The sequence below is a fragment of the Streptomyces sp. NPDC042002 genome (assembly GCF_055588305.1).
On sequence record NZ_JBVJCT010000006.1, the window covers coordinates 208282 to 226829 of the forward strand.

Genomic DNA, 18548 nt, shown 5'->3' on the forward strand with positions numbered 1-18548 from the left:
CGGGATCACCCCTGCGTCGTGTAGGGCACCACCCTCACGCGCAGGGTGAAGGCGGCGCGCGGCGCGCCGGCCACATCCGGCGCCTTCGCCGACACGGTGACGTCCGCCGTGCCGCCCCTGGTCCCGGCGCAGCGCACCGAGGCCCGGGCGGTGCCGTCCGCCGCCACCTGCCATCCCGACACCAGGGCGAAGACCGGCGCGGAACTCAGCGCGCCCGTCCACCGTTTGTCGTCGTTCCGCGGCCGCAGGACCAGGGAGACCGTGGTGCCGGGCCGCACGCACAGGTGCCGTTCGGGCGCGTCACCGGGGGCGACGCCGACCTTCGCATGCCCGGCGGCACACTTCCCCGGCGAGGCGGAGGGCGTGAGGGGAGGAGTGGACGGGCTCGCCGGGGCGGTCGAGGAAGGGTCCGCGGAGGCGCGCGTCGGCGCACCCGCGGACGGTCCCGACGAGGGGTTCCCGGACGGCCCGCCCGTCGATCCGCCACCCGCCGACGCGCCGCACGCCGCGAGGACCAGTACTCCGGCGACCATCCACCCTCCGGCACACCACCGCATGTCCGCACCTCCCGGCCCGCTCGTCCGACCAACAGCATGCCCCGCCCGCGGCATCGCAGTGGGCCCAAGCCCCGCCGCTTACTCGGCCGGGCGAAAAGACGGGCGAAAATCGGACATCGTGCAGGGTGATGGATGCCGGTCCGGGATTATGGACCAACGATGACAGTCCAGACGCCCGGCCGTGATCCCGCCGACTACACCCCGTTCGCGCACCTCACCGTCCCCAACGCCGCTCTCTACCGGCAGGTGATGCGGGCCTTCCTCGCCGCCAAGGAACGGTTCGCGGTGCATCTGCGGCCGGAGGATGTGCACGCCGCCATGGAGCCGGGGAGTCGGCCCGGTGATGTCGAGGCGGTGGTGAAGGCGCTGGACAGTCTGGTCGGATGGGGGAATCTGCGGTCCGATCCGGACACCGCGCGGGTGACGGCGGTCGAGGACTTCTACCGGAAGCGCTACATCTACCAGCTCACGCGGGCCGGCGAGGCGGCCGAGGCGGCGCTGGGGACGTACGACGAGGTGCTGGGGCGGCGTGGGGAGCTCCAGGCGGTCGCCCTGCACGACATCGTCACGCAGTTGCGGGCGCTGCTGGTGATCGCAGCGGAGGAGGAGCCGGACCCGGCCAAGGCGTACGTCGCCCTGTCCGTGCTGACGGCACGCTTCACCGATCTCGCGGACAACGCCCGCGCCTTCATGGGGTCCCTCCAGAGGACCATCGACCTGCACGACATCGAGATCGAGGCGTTCCTCGCGTACAAGGACCGGTTGATCCAGTACCTGGAGCGGTTCATCCAGGACCTCATCACGCTCGGCGGGCGGATCGCCCTGCTCATCGGGGAGTTGGAGGCGCAGGGCCGGGTGGAACCGCTGCTGCGGCTCGCCGCGGTCCGGGAGGCCGCCGACGCCGCTCCCGAGGACGCCGGCCAGGCCGAGGCGGCGGGGCGGGAGAAGTGGGCCGCCCGGTGGTCCGGGCTCGCGGAGTGGTTCGTCTCGTCGGAGGAGCGTGCGTCGCAGGCCCGGCTGCTGCGCGGACGGGCCCTCGGATCGATTCCGCAACTGCTTTCGGTCGTGAGGCAGTTGAATGAGCGGCGGGCGGGTCGTTCGGATCGTTCGGCCGACTTCCGCGTGCTGGCACGCTGGTTCGCCCAGGCGCCGGACGACGAGACGCGACACAGGCTGTGGCGGGTGGCGTTCGGGCTGTACTCCTCCCGGCATCTGACGGTGGACGCCGACACGCTGGCCGAGCGTGCCGCCTCACCGGAGCCGGCCTCGACGCCGTGGCGCGAGGCGCGACCGCTGCGGATCAGCCCCCAACTGCGCCGTACCGGCAGCTACGAGCGGCGCGGCAAGCCCCGCAGGGTGGCGGACCGGGGCGACGCGAAGCGCAGGCTCTCCGAGATCGCCGCCCGGCAGGCGGGGGAGGCCAGAGAGGCCCGGGGCCAGCTCGTGACGGGCGGCCCGGTGCGGCTGTCCCGGCTGGCGGAACTCGACTCCGTGTCCTTCCAGTTGTTCCTGCGCCTGCTCGGCGACGCCCTCGCCACCTGGCGGCCGGGTATGACCAACACCACGGCCACCAGCGGGGACGGCTCGATGGAGATCCGGCTGACCGCGCCCGGTGACGGCTCGACGGCCGAAGTGCGCACGCCGGACGGGGTGTTCAGCGGTCCGGATCACCTGGTCGAGATCGTCGACCTCACGGCGGGGGCGAGCGGCCCGGCCGACGCGTCAGCCGGTCCGGCCTTCGCCCCGGCCGAGCCGGGTCCGGCGACCGCCGTGTCCGTCCCCCGGGCGGGTGTCCCCCACCAGCCCTCCCGGACCGCCGCGCCCATGGGGGAGGACCGATGACCGGCCCCCTGGCCGAGGTTCTCGACGGCCAGCGCGAGGCCGATCTGCAACGGGCCGCGCGAGCCCTGCTGAAGGAGCCCCTGCTCACCGCCGACGGGCCGTACGCCGACGCCTTCCGGATGGTGCGCCGGCACTCCGCCGAACTGCGGGAGTGGTTCGAGCGCAACGTCGGCTGGACGCTGCGCGCGGACGCCGACGCCGCACGGCTGCGCAAGTCGCCGGGGACCCTCACCGACGCCACGCACCCGGCCCGCGAGGCCGGCCGGTCGGCGCTGCCCTTCACGCGGCGACGCTACGTCCTGCTGTGCCTGACCCTGGCCGCGCTGGAGCGGGGCGAGTCGCAGGTGGCACTCGGACGCCTCGCCGAACAGGTCGTCCTGGCCGCCGCGGACCCCGAACTCGTCGCCGCCGGAATCACGTTCACCCTGGAGCGGCGCGACGAGCGCGTCGACCTCGCGGCCGTCGTGCGACTGCTGCTGCGGCTCGGAGTGCTGCGACGGGTGGCCGGTGACGAGGACGCGTACGTCAGCCGGTCGGGAGACGTGCTGTACGACGTCAGGCGGCGCGTGCTCGCGGGGATGCCCGCGGCCCGGCGCGGTCCCTCCCTGATCGAATCCCAGGGGTTCGAAGAACGCCTGGCGGAGATGACGGCGCAGACCGCGCTCGACAGCGACGAGCTGAGATTCCGCGCGATCCGCTGGAAGCTGACCCGCCGCCTCCTCGACGACCCGGTGCTCTACTACGACGACCTGACCGACGAGGAACTGGCCTATCTGACCAGACAGCGCGGCTTCATCACCGCGCGCATCGGCGAACTGACCGGACTGGTCGCCGAGGTCCGCTCCGAAGGCGTCGCCATGGTCGACCCGCACGACGAGCTCACCGACGTACGTATGCCGGAGCAGGGTACGCACGGGCACATCACCCTGTTGCTCGCCGGGCATCTGGCACGGGCGGACGGGCCGGTCGATCCCGCTGAACTCGCTGCCCGGGTGCGTGAACTGGCCGCGGTGCACGGTGGTTTCTGGGCCAAGTCGGCGCGAGAGCCGGGAACGGAGCCCGAGTTGGTGGAGCAGGCCCTGGAGAAGATCGTGGCGCTGGGACTCGCCGAGCGCACGGAGCAGGGTGTCGTTCCGCGACCGGCCCTCGCGAGGTACGCGGTCGGCGAGCCCGTCGTCAGGGAGCCGGGGCGTGCCCATCACCCGCCTGTGGCACCGAACTTGATCGTGAAGGACGAAAGGTGAACCGCGCCGTGACCGCGCTCCCCAACCCCACGCCGGGCCGCTGGCGGCCCCTGCGCATCGGGCTCGTCGACCTGTTCCACTACGACGTCGAGGAGTTCTGGTTCCGCGACGGCCGGCTGCTGCTGCGCGGCAACAACGGCACCGGCAAGTCGAAGGTGCTCGCCCTCACCCTGCCGTTCCTGCTGGACGGAGACCTCTCCGCCCGTCGTGTCGAACCCGACGGCGACCCGGGCAAGCGCATGGAATGGAATCTCCTCCTGGGCGGCGAACACCCGCACCCGGAACGGCTCGGCTACACCTGGATCGAGTTCGGACGGCTCGACGAGACCACGGGCGAGCCGCGTTTCCGTACCCTGCTCTGCGGACTGAAGGCGGTCGCCGGGCGCGGCATCGCCCGCCACTGGTTCGCGGTGACGGACCAGCGGATCGGCGCCGACCTCGACCTGCTCGACGCCACCCGCACGGCCCTGTCCCGGGACCGTCTCGCGGAGGCGGTCGCGGGGCACGGCATGGTCTACGACACCGCGAAGACGTACCGCAGAGCGGTCGACGAAGCGCTCTTCGGGCTCGGAGAGCGCCGCTACGGGGCACTCGTCGACCTGCTGATCCAGCTGCGCCAGCCGCAACTGTCCAAGCGGCCCAACGAAGCGGCCCTGTCCAGGGCGCTGACCGAGGCACTGCCGCCGATGGACCAGGCGGTCATCGCCGACGCGGCCGAGGCCTTCAGGTCGCTGGACGAGGAGAAGGAGGAACTGCGGGCGGCCCGCGAGGCGGAACAGGCGTCGTCGGCGTTCCTCGACCACTACCGGCGCTACGCCCGCATCGCCTCCCGGCGCCGGGCCCGCCTGCCCCGAAGCGAACACGCCCGCTACGAGCACCTCCAGCGTGAACTCCTCAAGGCGCAGGCCGATCGCGAACAGGCCGTGACGGACCGGAAGGAGGCCGGGGAAAGGGCAGCCGCACTCGACGAGCGGGCCGCGCGGCTGAAGGCCCAGGACGCCGCCCTGCGCACCGGACCCGAGATGCGCGACGCCCGCGAGCTCGAACAGGCGGCGGCCGACGCCTCCCGTACGGCAGGAGAACGGACGCGGGCCGAGGAGGACCGCCGGACGGCGGCCGAGGCCCACACCCGGGCCCTCGGCCGGCTCGCCACCGCCGGCCATCGGCGCACCGCGGCGCTCAGGGCGCTGGACGACATCCAGGGCCGGGTCGACGAGACCGCCGCGACAGCCCGCCTCGACTCCCCCCGGACCCAGGGAGCACCCGAGGCGGCCCTGCGCCGGGAGGCGGACGAGGCGACAGCGCGCAGGCGGCGTGCCGTCGCCCATGTGGAGGAACTCGCCACCCGGGCCGAACGCGCCGAGGAGGCCCGCGGAGCGGCCGGGCTGCGCGCCGACGAGGCCGACGAAGAGGTCGTGCACAGCGGGGAACGGCTGGCCGAGGCCGAGGAGAACGCCGCCGGAGCGGGGCGCGCACTGATCGCGGAGGTGCGGGAACGTCTGTCCCGCTGCACGGAGTTGCGCCTGCCGGGCCTGCCCGGGATTCTCGACGCGGTCCAGGGCTGGGTGAGCAGTCTGGACGGCCCCCACCCCGCGCTCGCGGCGGCGGCCGGGGCCCATCGCGCCTTCGCCTCCGAACTGGCCGACCGGGCGGCCGTTCTGGCCCACCGGGAGGCGGGGCGGGCCGAGCGGCAGCGCCTCGCGGTCGAGGAGCTGGCCGATCGCGAAAGGGGCGGGCAGCGCGGCCCGTCGGCCCCGTACACCCGCACGCCCCAGGTCCGGGAACAAGGGCCAGGCGCCCCGCTGTGGCGGCTCGTCGACTTCCGGCCCCACGTCACCGAAGCCGAACGCGCGGGACTGGAAGCCGCGTTGGAGGCATCGGGACTCCTCGACGCCTGGGTGCGGCCGGACGGGTCCGCGGTGGCGGTGGACGGCCACGACGTGCTGCTCGACCCGGCCGACCCGTTCGGCGGGGCAGGTCTCGACCGCGCGCTGTGCCCGGCCGTCGACCACGCGGACGCGCGGGCCGCCGCCGTGGGGGAGCGGACGGTCGAACGGGTGCTCGCCGCGATCGGACTGGCCGGACCGGACGGCGGCGGGCCCGGGGCGACCCCCTGGGGAGTCGAGGGCAACGACACCTGGGTCTCCGTACACGGCGGATTCCGCGTCGGCGCGCTGGCCGGCAGCTGGGCCAAGGACAGCGCCCAGTATGTGGGCGAGGGGGCACGGGAGCAGGCGCGCCGGGCCCGGATCGGTCAACTGCGCATCGAAATCGGTGTCCTGGAGGTCGAGCGGGAGCAACTGGCCGAGGAGCGGCGCGTTGTCGCCGAGCGCCGCCGTGTCCTCGATGCCGAACTCGCCGCGGTACCCGGCGACGACGCCCTGCGCCAGGCCCACGCGCGCGTCACCGCCGCGGCCGACGCGGCCCACCGGGCCCGTACCCGGCACCGCGAGCGGATGGCGGACCTGGCCCGCGCGGACGCGGCCGCGCACCGAGCCGGCGCCGAACTCACCGAGACCGCGGCCGACATGAACCTCCCCGCCGACCGGGCCGGGCTGGGCGCAGTGCTCCAGGCACTCGCCGACCACACGGCTCTCCTCGCAGCGCTCTGGCCGACGTTGAGAGAACGCGTGGAGTCCGAGCACGCGGTCACCGGCGAGCAGGCGGAGACCGAACGGGCCGAACTCCGGGTCCACGAGCTCGCGGAGCGCACGGCGGCGGCGACCCGGCTCGCCGCCGCCGCGGACGAACACCTCAGCACGCTCCGCTCCACGGTCGGAGCAGCCGTCGCCGACCTCCAGCGACGGCTGGAGGCGACCACCACGGCCGCACGCGACTGCGAGAACGAACGGCAGCGGGCCCAGGAGGACATCGGCGAGGCGGACCGCCGCGCCAGCCATGCCGAAGGGCGCATCGAGCAGCTCGGCGAAGGCGTCACGGAAGCGACCGCCGCTCGCGAGCGGGCCGTCGCGGCCCTGCAGCGGTTCGCCTCGACGGGGCTGCTCCTCGTCGGCCTTCCCGACGCCGTCGTACCGGACGGCGACGGCGGGGCCTGGGCGGCGACCCCGGCCGTCAACCTCGCCCGCGCCATCGAGTCCCAACTGTCCGCCACCGACGACTCGGACGCGGCTTGGGAGCGCGTACAGAAGCGGCTGAGCGAGGAGTTCAGCAGACTCCAGGACGCGTTGTCCCGGCACGGACACACCGCGACGGCCCGGACGGGCGAGGACGGTATGCGGGTCGACATCGTCTACCAGGGCCGCGAACGCGCCGTCCCCGAACTCGCCGAAGCCCTTTCCGCCGAGGTCGCCGAACTGACCCGCATCCTGTCCGCGCACGAGCGCGAGATCCTTCAGACCCATCTGATCACCGAGGTCGCCGGCACGCTTCAGGAGCTGATCGGCGCCGCCGAACGGCAGGTGCGCGCCATGAACAAGGAGCTGGAGGAGCGCCCGACCTCGACGGGAATGAAGCTGCGGCTGGTCTGGCGGTCGTCCCGCCGGGCCCCGCAGGGACTGGCCGCGGCCCGTGAACGACTGCGCCAGTCCGCCGACGCCTGGTCACCGCGCGACAGGGACGCGGTCGGCGCGTTCCTCCAGGAACAGATCGCGCGCCGCCAGGCCGACGACAGCACCGGCAGCTGGCTGGAGGATCTCACCGCCGCCCTCGACTACCGCGCCTGGCACGAGTTCGGCGTCGAACGCCACCAGCACGGCAAGTGGGTACCGGCCACCGGGCCCGCCTCCGGCGGTGAACGCGTCCTCGCGGCGTCCGTGCCCCTCTTCGCCGCCGCGTCCTCCCACTACGCGAGCGCGGGCGGTGCCCACGCGCCGCGACTGGTCACCCTGGACGAGGCGTTCGCCGGCGTGGACGACGACTCCCGCGCCAAGTGCCTCGGTCTGCTGCGCGCGTTCGACCTCGACGTCGTCATGACCAGCGAACGGGAATGGGCCTGCTACCCGCAGGTGCCCGGGATCGCCATCGCCCAGCTCTCCCGCGTCGACGACATCGCCGCCGTCCTGGTGACCCGGTGGGAGTGGGACGGCCGCGACCGCAGGCGCGGCACGGAGCCCGTCGGACAGATGAACATCCCGACGGAGCCGGCCGCGGTCGGGGCGCCGGGTGGGGCGATGGCACCGTCCGCTGGGCAGGGGTGGGACGCCGTGAACGGCACCGAGGAGCGGGAGTCCTCGTGGACATGAAACCTCCCGTGCCGCCGTCCTCGACGACCGGGAGGACGGCATGGGAGGCCGGCCCTCGGGGTCCGGTGGGGCATGAAGACGGGACGGGCGTCGCGGAAGCGGTGCCCTCCGCGGCACCGCAAGCCGTCGAACAGGCCGACGCCGAACGCCTCGGCAGGCTGCTGGGTGACCCTGGCCTCGGCTGGATTCTGGATCGGGTCCGCCAACGCATGGAACGCGGCCGCGCGCTCACCGGCCCGGTCACGCTGTCCCACCCCGATGAATCCCAACGCCGCGCCGTCGAACGACTGTTGGGTCGGGCGCCACAGGCCGGCCGCTCCCTGACCGTTCGCCTCGACGCGGTGGACGCGATCCTGCGCCGTTCCGGCGCCGGCCGTGACGGACTGGCTGCCGCCGTCGTCACCCTCACCGGCCCCGTCACGCCGCACGCCGAGGCGCGGGAGAGAGAGGCGCGGGCGTGGGAAGCGGCGTACGCCCCCCTGGGCATCCTTGGTCCCGGGCTCGCCGACTGGGCGGAACGGATACGCGAGGACGGTCTCGTACGGCGGCTCGCGCACACACCGGAAGCCGCCGGCCCCCTGGTGGAGGCCGCGGTGCGGGCGCTGCGCCCGCTGCCCGTCGTACCCCCGACGTCACGGGCGACGTTCGCGGCGCGCAACCTCTCGGGCGCGCATGCCCTGGACGAGGGGACGCCGCTCGCCGCTCTCGTCCTGTCGGGCCTGCGTTCCCTGACGGGTTTCCCCGACGGGGCCGGTGCAGAGTGGCGGCGGGACGCGTGGGCGTCGGCCGGTCTGCTCAAGGACGACGTGTCATCGACCGTCCTCTCCCTGAACCTACGGGGCACTCCGTCCCTCGACTGGATGGCCGATGCCGGTGAGCCCGTGGTCCTGACCTTGCGCTCCCTCACTCGTCACCCGCAGGCTCCCGCCGTTCCGGCGACGGGAACCGTCCATGTCTGCGAGAACCCGGCCGTGCTGTCCGCCGCCGCCGACACCCTTGGCGCGGCCTGCCCGCCCATGGTGTGTCTCCAGGGCCAGCCCTCGGCCGCCGCGCTCGCCCTGCTGCGTGGCCTGTCCGCCCAGGGAGCCGGCCTCCTCTATCACGGAGACTTCGACTGGGGCGGTGTACGGATCGCCACGGCGCTGCGGCGCAGTGTCCCCTGGCTGCCCTGGCGCTACACGGCCGCCCACTACCGGGCGGCGGCGACCGGGATGGGCGAGGCCGCCCCGACGCTGACGGGCCCGCCCGCCGCCACTCCATGGGATCCCGGCCTGGCCGTCGCTCTCGCCGAACGCGGGGTCCGGGTCGAGGAAGAGGTGGTACTCGACGCTTTGCTTTCCGACTTGGAGAGGCACGGTCGGGCAGGGCGGGGGCGCTGAGGAGCGGGCGCGGCACGGGTCCGGATGCGGAGGCAGGCACACAGGTGCGAGCACTCCTGGATTCGGCTGCCCAAGGCGCCCGACCCGGTGCGATCTGCTGGGTCCTTTTCCGAGACCCTCGTATGCTGGGCGAGTGAGGCGGACTTCTTTTGCGAACTGGCCCTGTTCCATCGCGCGCACGATGGATCTGCTGGGCGACTGGTGGACGCCGCTGGTGCTGCGGGAGGCGTTCTACGGGATCAAGCGCTTCGACGCGTTCCAGCAGGAGCTCGGCATCGCGCGCAACACGCTGACCGACCGGCTCCGCCGGCTGGTCGACGAGGGGCTCATGGAGAAACGGGCCTATCAGACGGATCCGGTGCGGTACGACTATGTGCTCACCGAGATGGGCCGGGACTTCTTCGGGGTGCTGGCCGCCATGAACAGCTGGGGCAATCGCTGGCTCAGCGGTGAGCAGGGGCCGCCGGTCGTCTTCCATCACGACCGCTGCGGGCACGAGAGCGACGCCGCTGTGGTGTGCGCCGACTGTGGTGAGCCGATGACGGCCGAGGACACCCATCCGCGACTCGGTCCCGGCTACCCGCCGCACCTCGCCGAGCGCCCGGACATCCGGAAGCGCTTCACCGCCTGAGCGCGGGACGGGCGGGATCCTTGGCCGCTGCCGCTGCCGCTGCCGCTGCCGCTGCCGCTGCCGCTGCCGCTGCCGCTTGGGCTTCCGCTTTCGGCCTGTGTGCCGGGAGCGGTTTTCCTTGACAGGTAAGTCTATCTACGCAACTCTCAAGGTCAGGGCCCTAGGGTGATGTGTTCCCGGGGAGACGAGAGGAAGGCCGGAGACCCATGGAGTGGACGGGCGCGCGTTACGCGGACCAGCCGACGGTCGAGGTGCGGATACGGATCGACGCTCCACCGCGACGCGTGTGGGAGCTCGTGTCCGACATCCGTCTGATGCCGGAGCTGAGCGCGGAGCTCCAGTCGGTCGAGTGGCTCGACGGCGCGACGGGACCGGCGGTCGGCGCCCGCTTCGTGGGGCGCAGCAGGCACGAGTCGCTGGGGGAGTGGGAGACCACCTCGTACGTGGTGGAGTGCGAGCCGTACCGGGCGTTCGCCTGGGCGGTGGTGGACCCCGAACACCCCAGCGCCGTCTGGCGGTTCGGCCTGGAGGAGACGGGCGGCGGCACCGAGCTGACCCAGTGGATGCGGATGGGGCCGGGTCGTTCGGGGCTCTCCTTCGCGATCGACCGGATGCCGGAGAAGGAGCAGAAGATCGTGTTCGTACGGCTGCGGGAGTTCGAGCGGAGCATGACGGACACCGTCGCCGCGATCGGGAAGCTGGCCGAGAGCGCGGAAGGGGCGGGTGCGTGATGCGTACCTCCACGACGATCGAGGCGTCGACGGGCGACTGGCGGGAGACCGTCGACTTCGTGGTCGAGGCCGAGAAGCTCGGGATGGACATCTGCTGGGTCGCGGAGGCGTGGGGCTCCGAAGCCCCTTCTCCGCTGGGCTACTTGGCGGCACGGACCGATCGGATGCTGCTCGGTTCCGGGATCATCCAGCTCGGGACCCGCACCCCCGCGGCCATCGCGCGGGCCGCGATCACGCTCTCCAACATCTCCGGCGGGCGCTTCCTCCTCGGCCTCGGTCCGTCCGGCCCCCAGGTGATCGAAGGACTGCACGGCGTGCCGTTCGCGCGTCCGCTGTCCCGGATGCGGGAGACCGTGGAGATCGTCCGGCAGGCCGTCGCCGGGGAGAAACTCTCGTACGAGGGAAGGGAGTTCACGATCCCGCTGCCCGGTGGCGAGGCGCGGCCCATGCGGATGTCCATGCGTGCCGAGCACGACCTGCCGGTCTATCTGGCCACGCTCTCGCCGAAGATGCTGCGGCTGACGGGGGAGGTCGCGGACGGCTGGCTGGGCACCAGCTTCGTGCCCGAGGGCGCCAAGGAGGCGTACTTCGACCACCTGGACGCGGGCCTCGCGGCGGCGGGCCGGAGCCGCGCCGACCTCGATGTCTGCCAGGGCGCGGAAGTGGCCTTCGCCGAGGACGAGGACGCGCTGCGCGCGATGGTCGCCGGCCGGAAGAAGGAACTCGCCTTCAGTCTGGGCGGGATGGGCTCGGCCACCACCAACTTCTACAACGCGGCCTACAGCAGGCAGGGTTGGGCGGAGATCGCCGCCGAGATCCATGAGCGCTGGCAGGCCGGGGACCGGGACGGCGCCGCCGGGCTCGTGTCCGACGAGATGGTCCTCGGCACCACCCTGATCGGCACCGAGGACATGGTCCGCGAACGGCTCCGGGTCTGGCGCGCCGCCGGAGTCGACACGGTCCGCCTCTACCCCGCGGGCGAGACCCTCGACGAGCGGCTCACGACGCTCGGGCGTGCGCTGGATCTTGTCACCGCCGTGGATCCGGTCACCGCCGAGGGTCCGGTCGCTGCTGAGCGGTCCGTCACCGCCGAGTAGCGGTCACTGCTGAGATGCCGGCCACTGCCGAGTGGCCGGTTACCGCCTTACCGCCGAGAGGCTGACGCGGAGTCCGCCGGTCGGCCCGCGTGTTCGGTGGCTGTCGTTCGGGTTGGAGGCGCGGGCGACCGGCAACCCCCGGGTGCCCGGCCGGCGGCTCCGTGACGTCGGCCGGACGACAGCCGTCCCTCACCCGATCGGCGGATTCCCCGTGGCGGGGGAGGGGGCGGTGGGCTGACGCTCGAACTCCCCGATGCTTCCGGTACGGGGACGGCCCCCGGCCGACAGCGCATCTAGGTGGTCGAACATGAGCCAGGACTCTTCGAAGCCTCCGAGCCCCCCGCCCGGCGGTGGTACGGGATCCCAGCCGAGCGGCGGCGACATGCCGCTGTGGGGAGACCAGTGGTCCGGAGCCGCGCCCGCCGCGGGAGGTGTGGGGCCGCCGCCCGCGGGCGGCGGGGACTGGGCGGCCGGCGGTGCCACCTTCGCGGGTGTCCTCCTGCTGGTGGACGGCGGCCTCAACATCCTCCAGGGCATCTCCGCGATCGCCAAGGACGATGTGTACGCGCGCGTTCACAACTACGTCTACCGCATCAACCTCACCGGCTGGGGCTGGATCCTGCTGATCCTCGGCGCGATAGCCGCCGTCACCGGCTGGGGGATCCTCAAGGACGCCGGGTGGGCCCGGATCACCGGCATCGCGCTGGCCTCGCTGAGCATGCTCTTCCAGTTCATGTTCCTGCCGTACGCCCCGATCTGGTCGGTCATCCTGATCGCCATCGATGTCTTCATCATCTGGGCACTGGCCACGTACCGGCCCGAACCCCGTCAGCCGCGCTGACGCACTCCTTTCATCCCGTCGCCGAACGAGCGCCGCCGAGAAGGGTGCTGTCGTATGCCGTCGAACCCCATGAACTGGACCGAGCGGAACGAGACACGCCATGAATGACGTGATCGACCGGACGCGGGCAGACACGATCAGCGATCCGGAGGCGGCGACGTGAGCGCCGGACATGTGAGCGGCGGCGGCGCGAGCGGCGGCGACGCACACGAGATCGCCGACCTGCGCGCCCGGGTCGCCGAACTGGAGCAGCGCCGGCCGAGGGTCGAGCATCACCGCGTCCGCTCGTTCTTCGCGGTCGTGCTGATCCTCCTCGCGGCCCTGCTCACCCCGCTGAGCGCCGTGTCGGCCTGGACGAGCGACCTGATCGGGAACACCGATCGGTACGTGGCCACCATGAAGCCGCTCGCCTCCGACCCGGACGTCCAGAACGCCGTCGCGAACCGGGTGACCAAAGCGGTGATGCAGCACGTCGACGTCCAGACGCTGCTCGAGTCGGTCGCCCCGGCCGACCGGCCCCGCCTGACCAAGGCACTGGGCCCGCTGAGCGGCCCGATCACCAGTGGCCTCACCGACTTCGTGCACACCGTGGCGCTGAAGTTCGTCAGCAGCGACGCGTTCGCCACCCTGTGGACCGAGCTCAACAGGAAGGCCCACTCCGCCGTCGACAAGGCGTTGACCGGAAGCGGCGGCGGAGCGGTGAAGCTCACCAACGACGCCGTCGTCATCGACCTCGCCCCTGTCATCGACAAGGTCAAGCAGTCACTCGTCGACCAGGGACTCGGCGTCGCCGCGAAGATCCCCGAGGTGCACACCGACTTCACGGTGATGACCTCCAAGTCCATCGGCAAGGCCAAGAAGATCTACCGACTGCTCGAGATCGTCGGGTTCTGGCTGCCCGTGCTGACCCTCCTGATGGCGGCCGGCGGTGTGCTGCTCGCCGTACGCAGGCGCCGTGCGCTCGTCACGGCGGCGCTCCTCGTGGCAGCCGGGGCCGCGGTCCTCGGCATCGCGCTCTGGATCTTCCGGTCGCTCTATCTCGACGGCCTGCCGGCGGACGCGTCCCAGGCCGCGGCGGGGTCGGTCTTCGACACCCTGGTGCGCTACCTGCGGGCCTCGGTACGCATGGTGATCACCCTGGGCGTCGTCGTGGCGCTGGCGGCCTGGCTGACCGGCAGCGGCCGGGCGGCCGGGCGGGTCCTCGCCGCCTGGACCGGCGGTATCGGTGCCCTGCGCACGGCGACAGGGTTCGACCTCGGAGCGGTCGGAGCGTGGGTGCACCGGGTCAAGAAGTGGCTGAACTGGACCGTGGTCGTGGTAGCCGCCGTCATCCTGCTGGTCTGGAGCTATCCCACGGCCGCCGTCACGATCTGGATCGCCGTCCTGGCCCTGCTGGCCCTGGCGGTGGTCGAGTTCCTCGACGACGACGGCGCCCCGCACCTCACCGGCTCGATCGACGGACCGGAGGCGGGCCCCATGGCCAAGAGCCCGGCCTGACGACCGGCCGACGGGCAGGGGCCGGTCCGAAAACCTGATGGTCATGGACCCGTTCCGGCTCGTGAAGCCCAACCACCCAGTCGAGTCAGTGAGTTGACGGTCGGCTCGGCCGTCGGCCGGTGCCTGCCGCAGGTGCCCTGCCGGAGGCGCTCGACGCGCTGTCCGCCGACCTCGTGCGTGCCACGTTCGTCGGCGGACGCCGGATCGGTCCGCACCCGATCGCACCTGACAGATCACCAACCCCGGGTTATGCTCCCCGCGATGATGACTCCCTCTGAAATCAGATCGGGGGACCCGTCCGCGCAAGGTGAGTGCTGATGCTCACTCGAACCGCGTACGAGGATTCCCTCCTCTCCTTCTGGCCGCGCGTGCGTGACTTCGCCGTGCCGCCCACCATGATCGAGACCGCGACCACCCGCCGCCTTTCCGGGGACTGGGCGGGTGCGTGCACCGCCGCAGGCCTCGATGTCGACCTCGATCTGCGCTCCCTGGCACGCACGCACGGTCGGGCACTGGCGTCCCGAGTCCGTGCCGATCTACGCCATCTGGCTCCCGACCTGCTGCGCTGGCACATGCCGAGAGTCGCCCCCGACGGGCTGCTGCGCCCCGGCCTCACCATCACGCTGGCTCGATACGACCGCGCCGGGCGCGACGGCGTACACCCGGTTCACCTCGTGGTCCGCACTCCACCGGCCTGGGCGGACGGCGGTCAGCGGATCAGCCTCGCGCTCTGGGACGGAACTCGCGGCGGAACCCGCGACGGGTTCACCTTCGATGCCGGAGTCCGCCGCCATCCGCACCCCCGCCCCAGCCGGCGGTACCGCCTCGACCTGCACCGCCACCTGTGGGACACGCGCAGAACCGATGAACTGCGAGTCCGTTCCGGTGCCGACCGGCCTACGGGCGACACTCGTTCGGGGGACGCGGATCCACCGGAACCGGTTCCCCGGGACCTCGGCTGCGCCGTCGGCCGGTGGGCGGCCGAGGCGGCGATTCTGCTCCACGACGAGGGGCGGACGACCGGCACCGTCACCGTGCGGCTCGGGACCCGGCAGCGGCTGCTCCTGGAACTGGTCAGGGACCCGGAACGCGTCGAGCCGCCCGCCCTGCGGATCGCCGCGGCGCCCGCCGACGGCAGCGTCCTCGCGGTACCGGCCCTGCCCGACGCCGCGACCTGGGTGCTGCCCGACCTGGCCCTGATCCGCGCCGGCGCGATCGAGGCCGGGCGGCTGCATCCGCTGGTCGCCTCGGCGCTCGTGCCGGACCGGCTCCCGGGGGCGTCCACCGGGATCGCGGACCAGGCGGGACAGCCGCGTCTGGTGGAGTGCCGGGGAGCCCGGCACCGGATCGGCCTGGTCGACGGCGTGCTCGCGCCGCTCGACCACGACCCGGCCGAGATCCGCCGCGAGGAACTGCTGGTCGCACTGACCGGCACACCACTTCCCTGCCTCCAGGCCATCGACGAGGCGCACCGGCGGCCGCACTGCCTCTTTGGCGTCCGTGAACGCCTGCGCCACGGCGACACCGCCGGTGCGCTGGCCGTCGTCGAGGGGCTGCTCGGCGCCGACGCGGTGCTGCGCAGCGGCGACCTGCGGGACGAACTCCAGGCGGCCGCGCTGCGCCGCGTCACCTACGGACTGTTCAGGGCGGGCCTGACCGGTCCCGGACCCGACCGTCTTCGCCCGGGGCCCGCCCGCCCCCGTGACCACCGTTCCCGCCCGCGTGACACGACCCGTCGCTGACCGTACGTAGACCACTGGCCGTTCGCCGACCGCCGGCACCTCGTAGACCACTGGCCGTTCGCCGACCGCCGGCCGTTCGCGGAGCGCCGACGGCTTGCCGCCCGGTGGCAGCTCATCAACCTCTCGCTGAAAGACAGTCGACCGCTCCGGGGGTCCACGCCCCCGCGCCCGAGCGGCCCCACCACGAAACCCAAAGGTGACCAAACATGCCCACGCGCACCCCGCTCACCGAACCCGATGCCCTCGTCGAACCTGCCCAGGCCACCCAACTCGACGTCGCCGACTCGCTGTTGGCCCTGCTCCGCGACACCCGCACCGAACCGCGTCCCGACAGCCAACTGGAGGCCCTCACTCTCGCCGTCGCCGCAGACCTGCCCGTGCTCCTGTGGGGTGAGCCGGGCATCGGCAAGACCGCGGCCCTGACCCAGCTCGCCGAGACCCTGGACCTGCCGCTGACCACGGTCATCGCCAGCGTCCACGAGCCCTCCGACTTCTCCGGGCTGCCCGTCCTCGGCGACGATCCCGCCGAACAGGGCGTGCCCATGGCCCCGCCGGAGTGGGCGGTGCGGCTCGTACGCGCGGGCCGGGGACTGCTGTTCCTGGACGAACTGTCCACCGCGCCCCCGGCAGTTCAGGCCGCCCTGCTCCGCCTCGTCCTGGAGCGGCGCATCGGCACCCTCCAACTGCCGCCCGGCGTAAGGATCGTGGCCGCAGCGAACCCGCGCTCCTCGGCGGCCGACGGCTGGGAACTGAGCCCGCCGCTGGCCAACCGGTTCGTCCACCTCCAGTGGGCCCACGACCACGAGGTCGTCGTACGCGGACTCGGCGGTACCTGGCCGCGCGCGACCCTGCCACGGCTCGACCCGCGGAAACTGCCGGAGGCCGTGGACTTCGCCCGCCGCGCGGTGTGCGGACTCCTCGCCGCCCGCCCCGGACTCGTCCACCGGCTGCCCAGCGGCGAGACCCGCCGGGGCGGTGCCTGGCCCTCCCCCCGGAGCTGGGAGACGACCCTGAACCTGATCGCCTTCGCGACCGCCGCCGGATCCTCCCGGGAAGTGCTCTCCCTGCTGGTCAGAGGCGCGGTGGGGGACGGACCGGGACTGGAACTGCTGGCGAGCGTGGACCGGATGGACCTGCCCGACCCCGAGACCCTGCTCGCCGACCCGGCGGGCGCCGTCCTGCCCGAGCGGGGGGATCTGCGCCAGGCCGTCCTCGACGGCGTGGTGGCCGCGGTCCGCAAGCGGCCCGAGAAGGCCCGCTGGGACGCGGCCTGGGCCCTGCTCGTCAGGGCGCTCGACACCGGCGCCCCGGACCTGGTGGTCGTACCCGCGACCACTCTCGCGACGCTGCGCCAGGAGGACTGGGACGTTCCCGCCTCCATCGAGCGGCTGGCCGGAGCGGTGAAGCTGTCCCGGCGCGCGGACGACGCGGCGGCCCGCATCGCGGTCGGCACCAAGGCGGGACGATGACGGCGGACGAGCCGGGGGTCCTGGACCTCGAAAAACTCTACGCCGCCCGCCTGCACGCGGCGCGCGTCCGCCCCTACCTGGCGACGGCTCTGTTCGCCCTGCACACCGTCGAGTCCCGGTGGGTGCCGACGATGGCCGTCGACCGGCACTGGCGGTGCTACGTCTCGCCGGTGTTCGTGGACCGCACGCCCGTCGAGGACCTGGCCGGCGTCTGGGTGCACGAGGTCTCGCACCTGCTGCGCGACCACCACGGCCGCAGCGAACGGGTCGCCCGTGAACGCGGACTCACCGGTCCGGGGGAACGGCTGCGGATGAACATCGCAGCCGACTGCGAGATCAACGACGACGCGTTCGGCACAGGGCTCGTCCGGCCCGAGGGCGCCGTCACGCCGCAACTCCTGCACCTGCGTCCGGGCGAGCTCATGGAGGACTACCTCCGTCAGTTCCGGCTCGGGCCGCGTACCCAGAGCCTGGCCTGGCTGGACTGCGGCAGCGGCGCCGACGGACGCGAACGGGAGTGGGACCTCGGTCCGGACGGCGCGCACGGTCTCAGCGCGCAGGAACGCGACGCGGTCCGCTTCCGGGTCGCGCAGGGCATCAAGGCACGCCCCGGGAAGAACCCGGCGGGATGGCAACGGTGGGCGGAGGAAGCCTTCCAGCAGCCCCAGCCGTGGCGGGAGCTGCTGGGGGCCGCGGTCCGCTCCGCGGCCTCGGGTCCCGGCGCGGGCGAGGACTACACCTACGGCCGGCCGTCGCGGCGCTCGGCGGGTGTGCCCGGCGTGGTCCTGCCGAGCCTGCGCCGCAGACCGCCCCGGGTCTCGGTCGTCATCGACACCTCCGGGTCGGTCAGCGACGCGGAGCTGGGCAGCGCGCTTCTGGAGGTCTCCGCCATCTCCCGTGCCGTGGGCGGCCGTCGCGACCTGATCACCGTGGTGTCGTGCGACTCGGCGGCCGGGATCGTGCACCCCTTGTGCCGCGCCGAGGGCATCCCGCTCCTGGGCGGTGGCGGTACGGACCTGCGCTCGGGATTCACCGCGGCGCTACGGGCCCGGCCGCGCCCCGATGTCGTCGTGGTCCTCACCGACGGGCAGACTCCCTGGCCGGAAACGCGACCCCCGTGCCGTACGGTCGTGGGCCTCTTCCCCCGCGGAGGACCGGACGACTCCTACGACGAGGACGATCCCGACTACGTGCCCGACGCGCCGCCCGCCTGGGCGCGCGTGGTCGAGATCGGGTCGGCCCCGGCGACCCGGTGAACGCCTCGGGACGGCCCGCCACCGGACGGTGAGCGGGGGCGGATCCGGCCGTGGGACGGG

The 18548-nt window shown here is 73.1% G+C and carries 13 protein-coding genes; 12 read left to right on the plus strand and 1 reads right to left on the minus strand.

Features of this window, described 5'->3' with window-relative positions:
• Positions 1-5: 5 nt before the first annotated feature.
• A complete protein-coding gene (locus ACZ6KY_RS12490) occupies positions 6-533 on the minus strand; it encodes a hypothetical protein (RefSeq protein ID WP_469310280.1) in 528 nt (175 codons plus the stop codon).
• Positions 534-716: 183 nt separating this feature from the next.
• On the opposite strand from ACZ6KY_RS12490, the gene ACZ6KY_RS12495 reads away from it, so the two are divergent.
• The 12 genes from ACZ6KY_RS12495 to ACZ6KY_RS12550 all read left to right on the plus strand — a co-directional run bounded on the left by ACZ6KY_RS12495 (position 717) and on the right by ACZ6KY_RS12550 (position 18488).
• On the plus strand, positions 717-2399 hold the full coding sequence (locus tag ACZ6KY_RS12495) for a TIGR02677 family protein (RefSeq protein ID WP_469310281.1): 1683 nt from the start codon (positions 717-719) through the stop codon (positions 2397-2399).
• The gene (locus tag ACZ6KY_RS12500) at positions 2396-3643 is read left to right on the plus strand and encodes a TIGR02678 family protein (RefSeq protein WP_469310282.1); all 1248 of its coding nucleotides are present in this window, start codon (positions 2396-2398) and stop codon (positions 3641-3643) included. The genes ACZ6KY_RS12495 and ACZ6KY_RS12500 overlap by 4 nt, the downstream gene beginning before the upstream one ends.
• A complete protein-coding gene (locus tag ACZ6KY_RS12505) occupies positions 3640-7845 on the plus strand; it encodes a TIGR02680 family protein (protein ID WP_469310283.1) in 4206 nt (1401 codons plus the stop codon). Before ACZ6KY_RS12500 ends, ACZ6KY_RS12505 begins: the two co-directional genes overlap by 4 nt.
• A gap of 65 nt (positions 7846-7910) precedes the next feature.
• Positions 7911-9224, plus strand: a complete 1314-nt coding sequence (locus ACZ6KY_RS12510) for a TIGR02679 family protein (protein ID WP_469310284.1) — start codon at positions 7911-7913, stop codon at positions 9222-9224.
• A gap of 181 nt (positions 9225-9405) precedes the next feature.
• The gene (locus ACZ6KY_RS12515) at positions 9406-9855 is read left to right on the plus strand and encodes a winged helix-turn-helix transcriptional regulator (RefSeq protein ID WP_469310285.1); all 450 of its coding nucleotides are present in this window, start codon (positions 9406-9408) and stop codon (positions 9853-9855) included.
• Between the two features lie 206 nt (positions 9856-10061).
• Positions 10062-10586, plus strand: a complete 525-nt coding sequence (locus tag ACZ6KY_RS12520; RefSeq protein WP_469310286.1) for an SRPBCC family protein — start codon at positions 10062-10064, stop codon at positions 10584-10586.
• The gene (locus tag ACZ6KY_RS12525; protein ID WP_469310287.1) at positions 10586-11683 is read left to right on the plus strand and encodes an LLM class flavin-dependent oxidoreductase; all 1098 of its coding nucleotides are present in this window, start codon (positions 10586-10588) and stop codon (positions 11681-11683) included. Before ACZ6KY_RS12520 ends, ACZ6KY_RS12525 begins: the two co-directional genes overlap by 1 nt.
• Before the next feature lie 307 nt (positions 11684-11990).
• Positions 11991-12524 carry a DUF7144 family membrane protein gene (locus ACZ6KY_RS12530; RefSeq protein ID WP_469310288.1) on the plus strand — a complete coding sequence of 178 codons (534 nt, stop codon included), beginning with the start codon at positions 11991-11993 and terminating at the stop codon, positions 12522-12524.
• A 159-nt stretch (positions 12525-12683) separates the two neighbouring features.
• Positions 12684-14021 (plus strand): hypothetical protein, encoded by a 1338-nt coding sequence (locus ACZ6KY_RS12535; protein WP_469310289.1) that lies wholly within the window; start codon positions 12684-12686, stop codon positions 14019-14021.
• 317 nt (positions 14022-14338) lie between these two features.
• On the plus strand, positions 14339-15763 hold the full coding sequence (locus tag ACZ6KY_RS12540) for a hypothetical protein (RefSeq protein ID WP_469310290.1): 1425 nt from the start codon (positions 14339-14341) through the stop codon (positions 15761-15763).
• A gap of 206 nt (positions 15764-15969) precedes the next feature.
• Positions 15970-17232, plus strand: a complete 1263-nt coding sequence (locus ACZ6KY_RS12545) for an AAA family ATPase (protein WP_469310291.1) — start codon at positions 15970-15972, stop codon at positions 17230-17232.
• Complete coding sequence (locus ACZ6KY_RS12550) at positions 17229-18488, plus strand: vWA domain-containing protein (RefSeq protein WP_469310292.1); 1260 nt, start codon at positions 17229-17231, stop codon at positions 18486-18488. The genes ACZ6KY_RS12545 and ACZ6KY_RS12550 overlap by 4 nt, the downstream gene beginning before the upstream one ends.
• Positions 18489-18548: the final 60 nt, after the last annotated feature.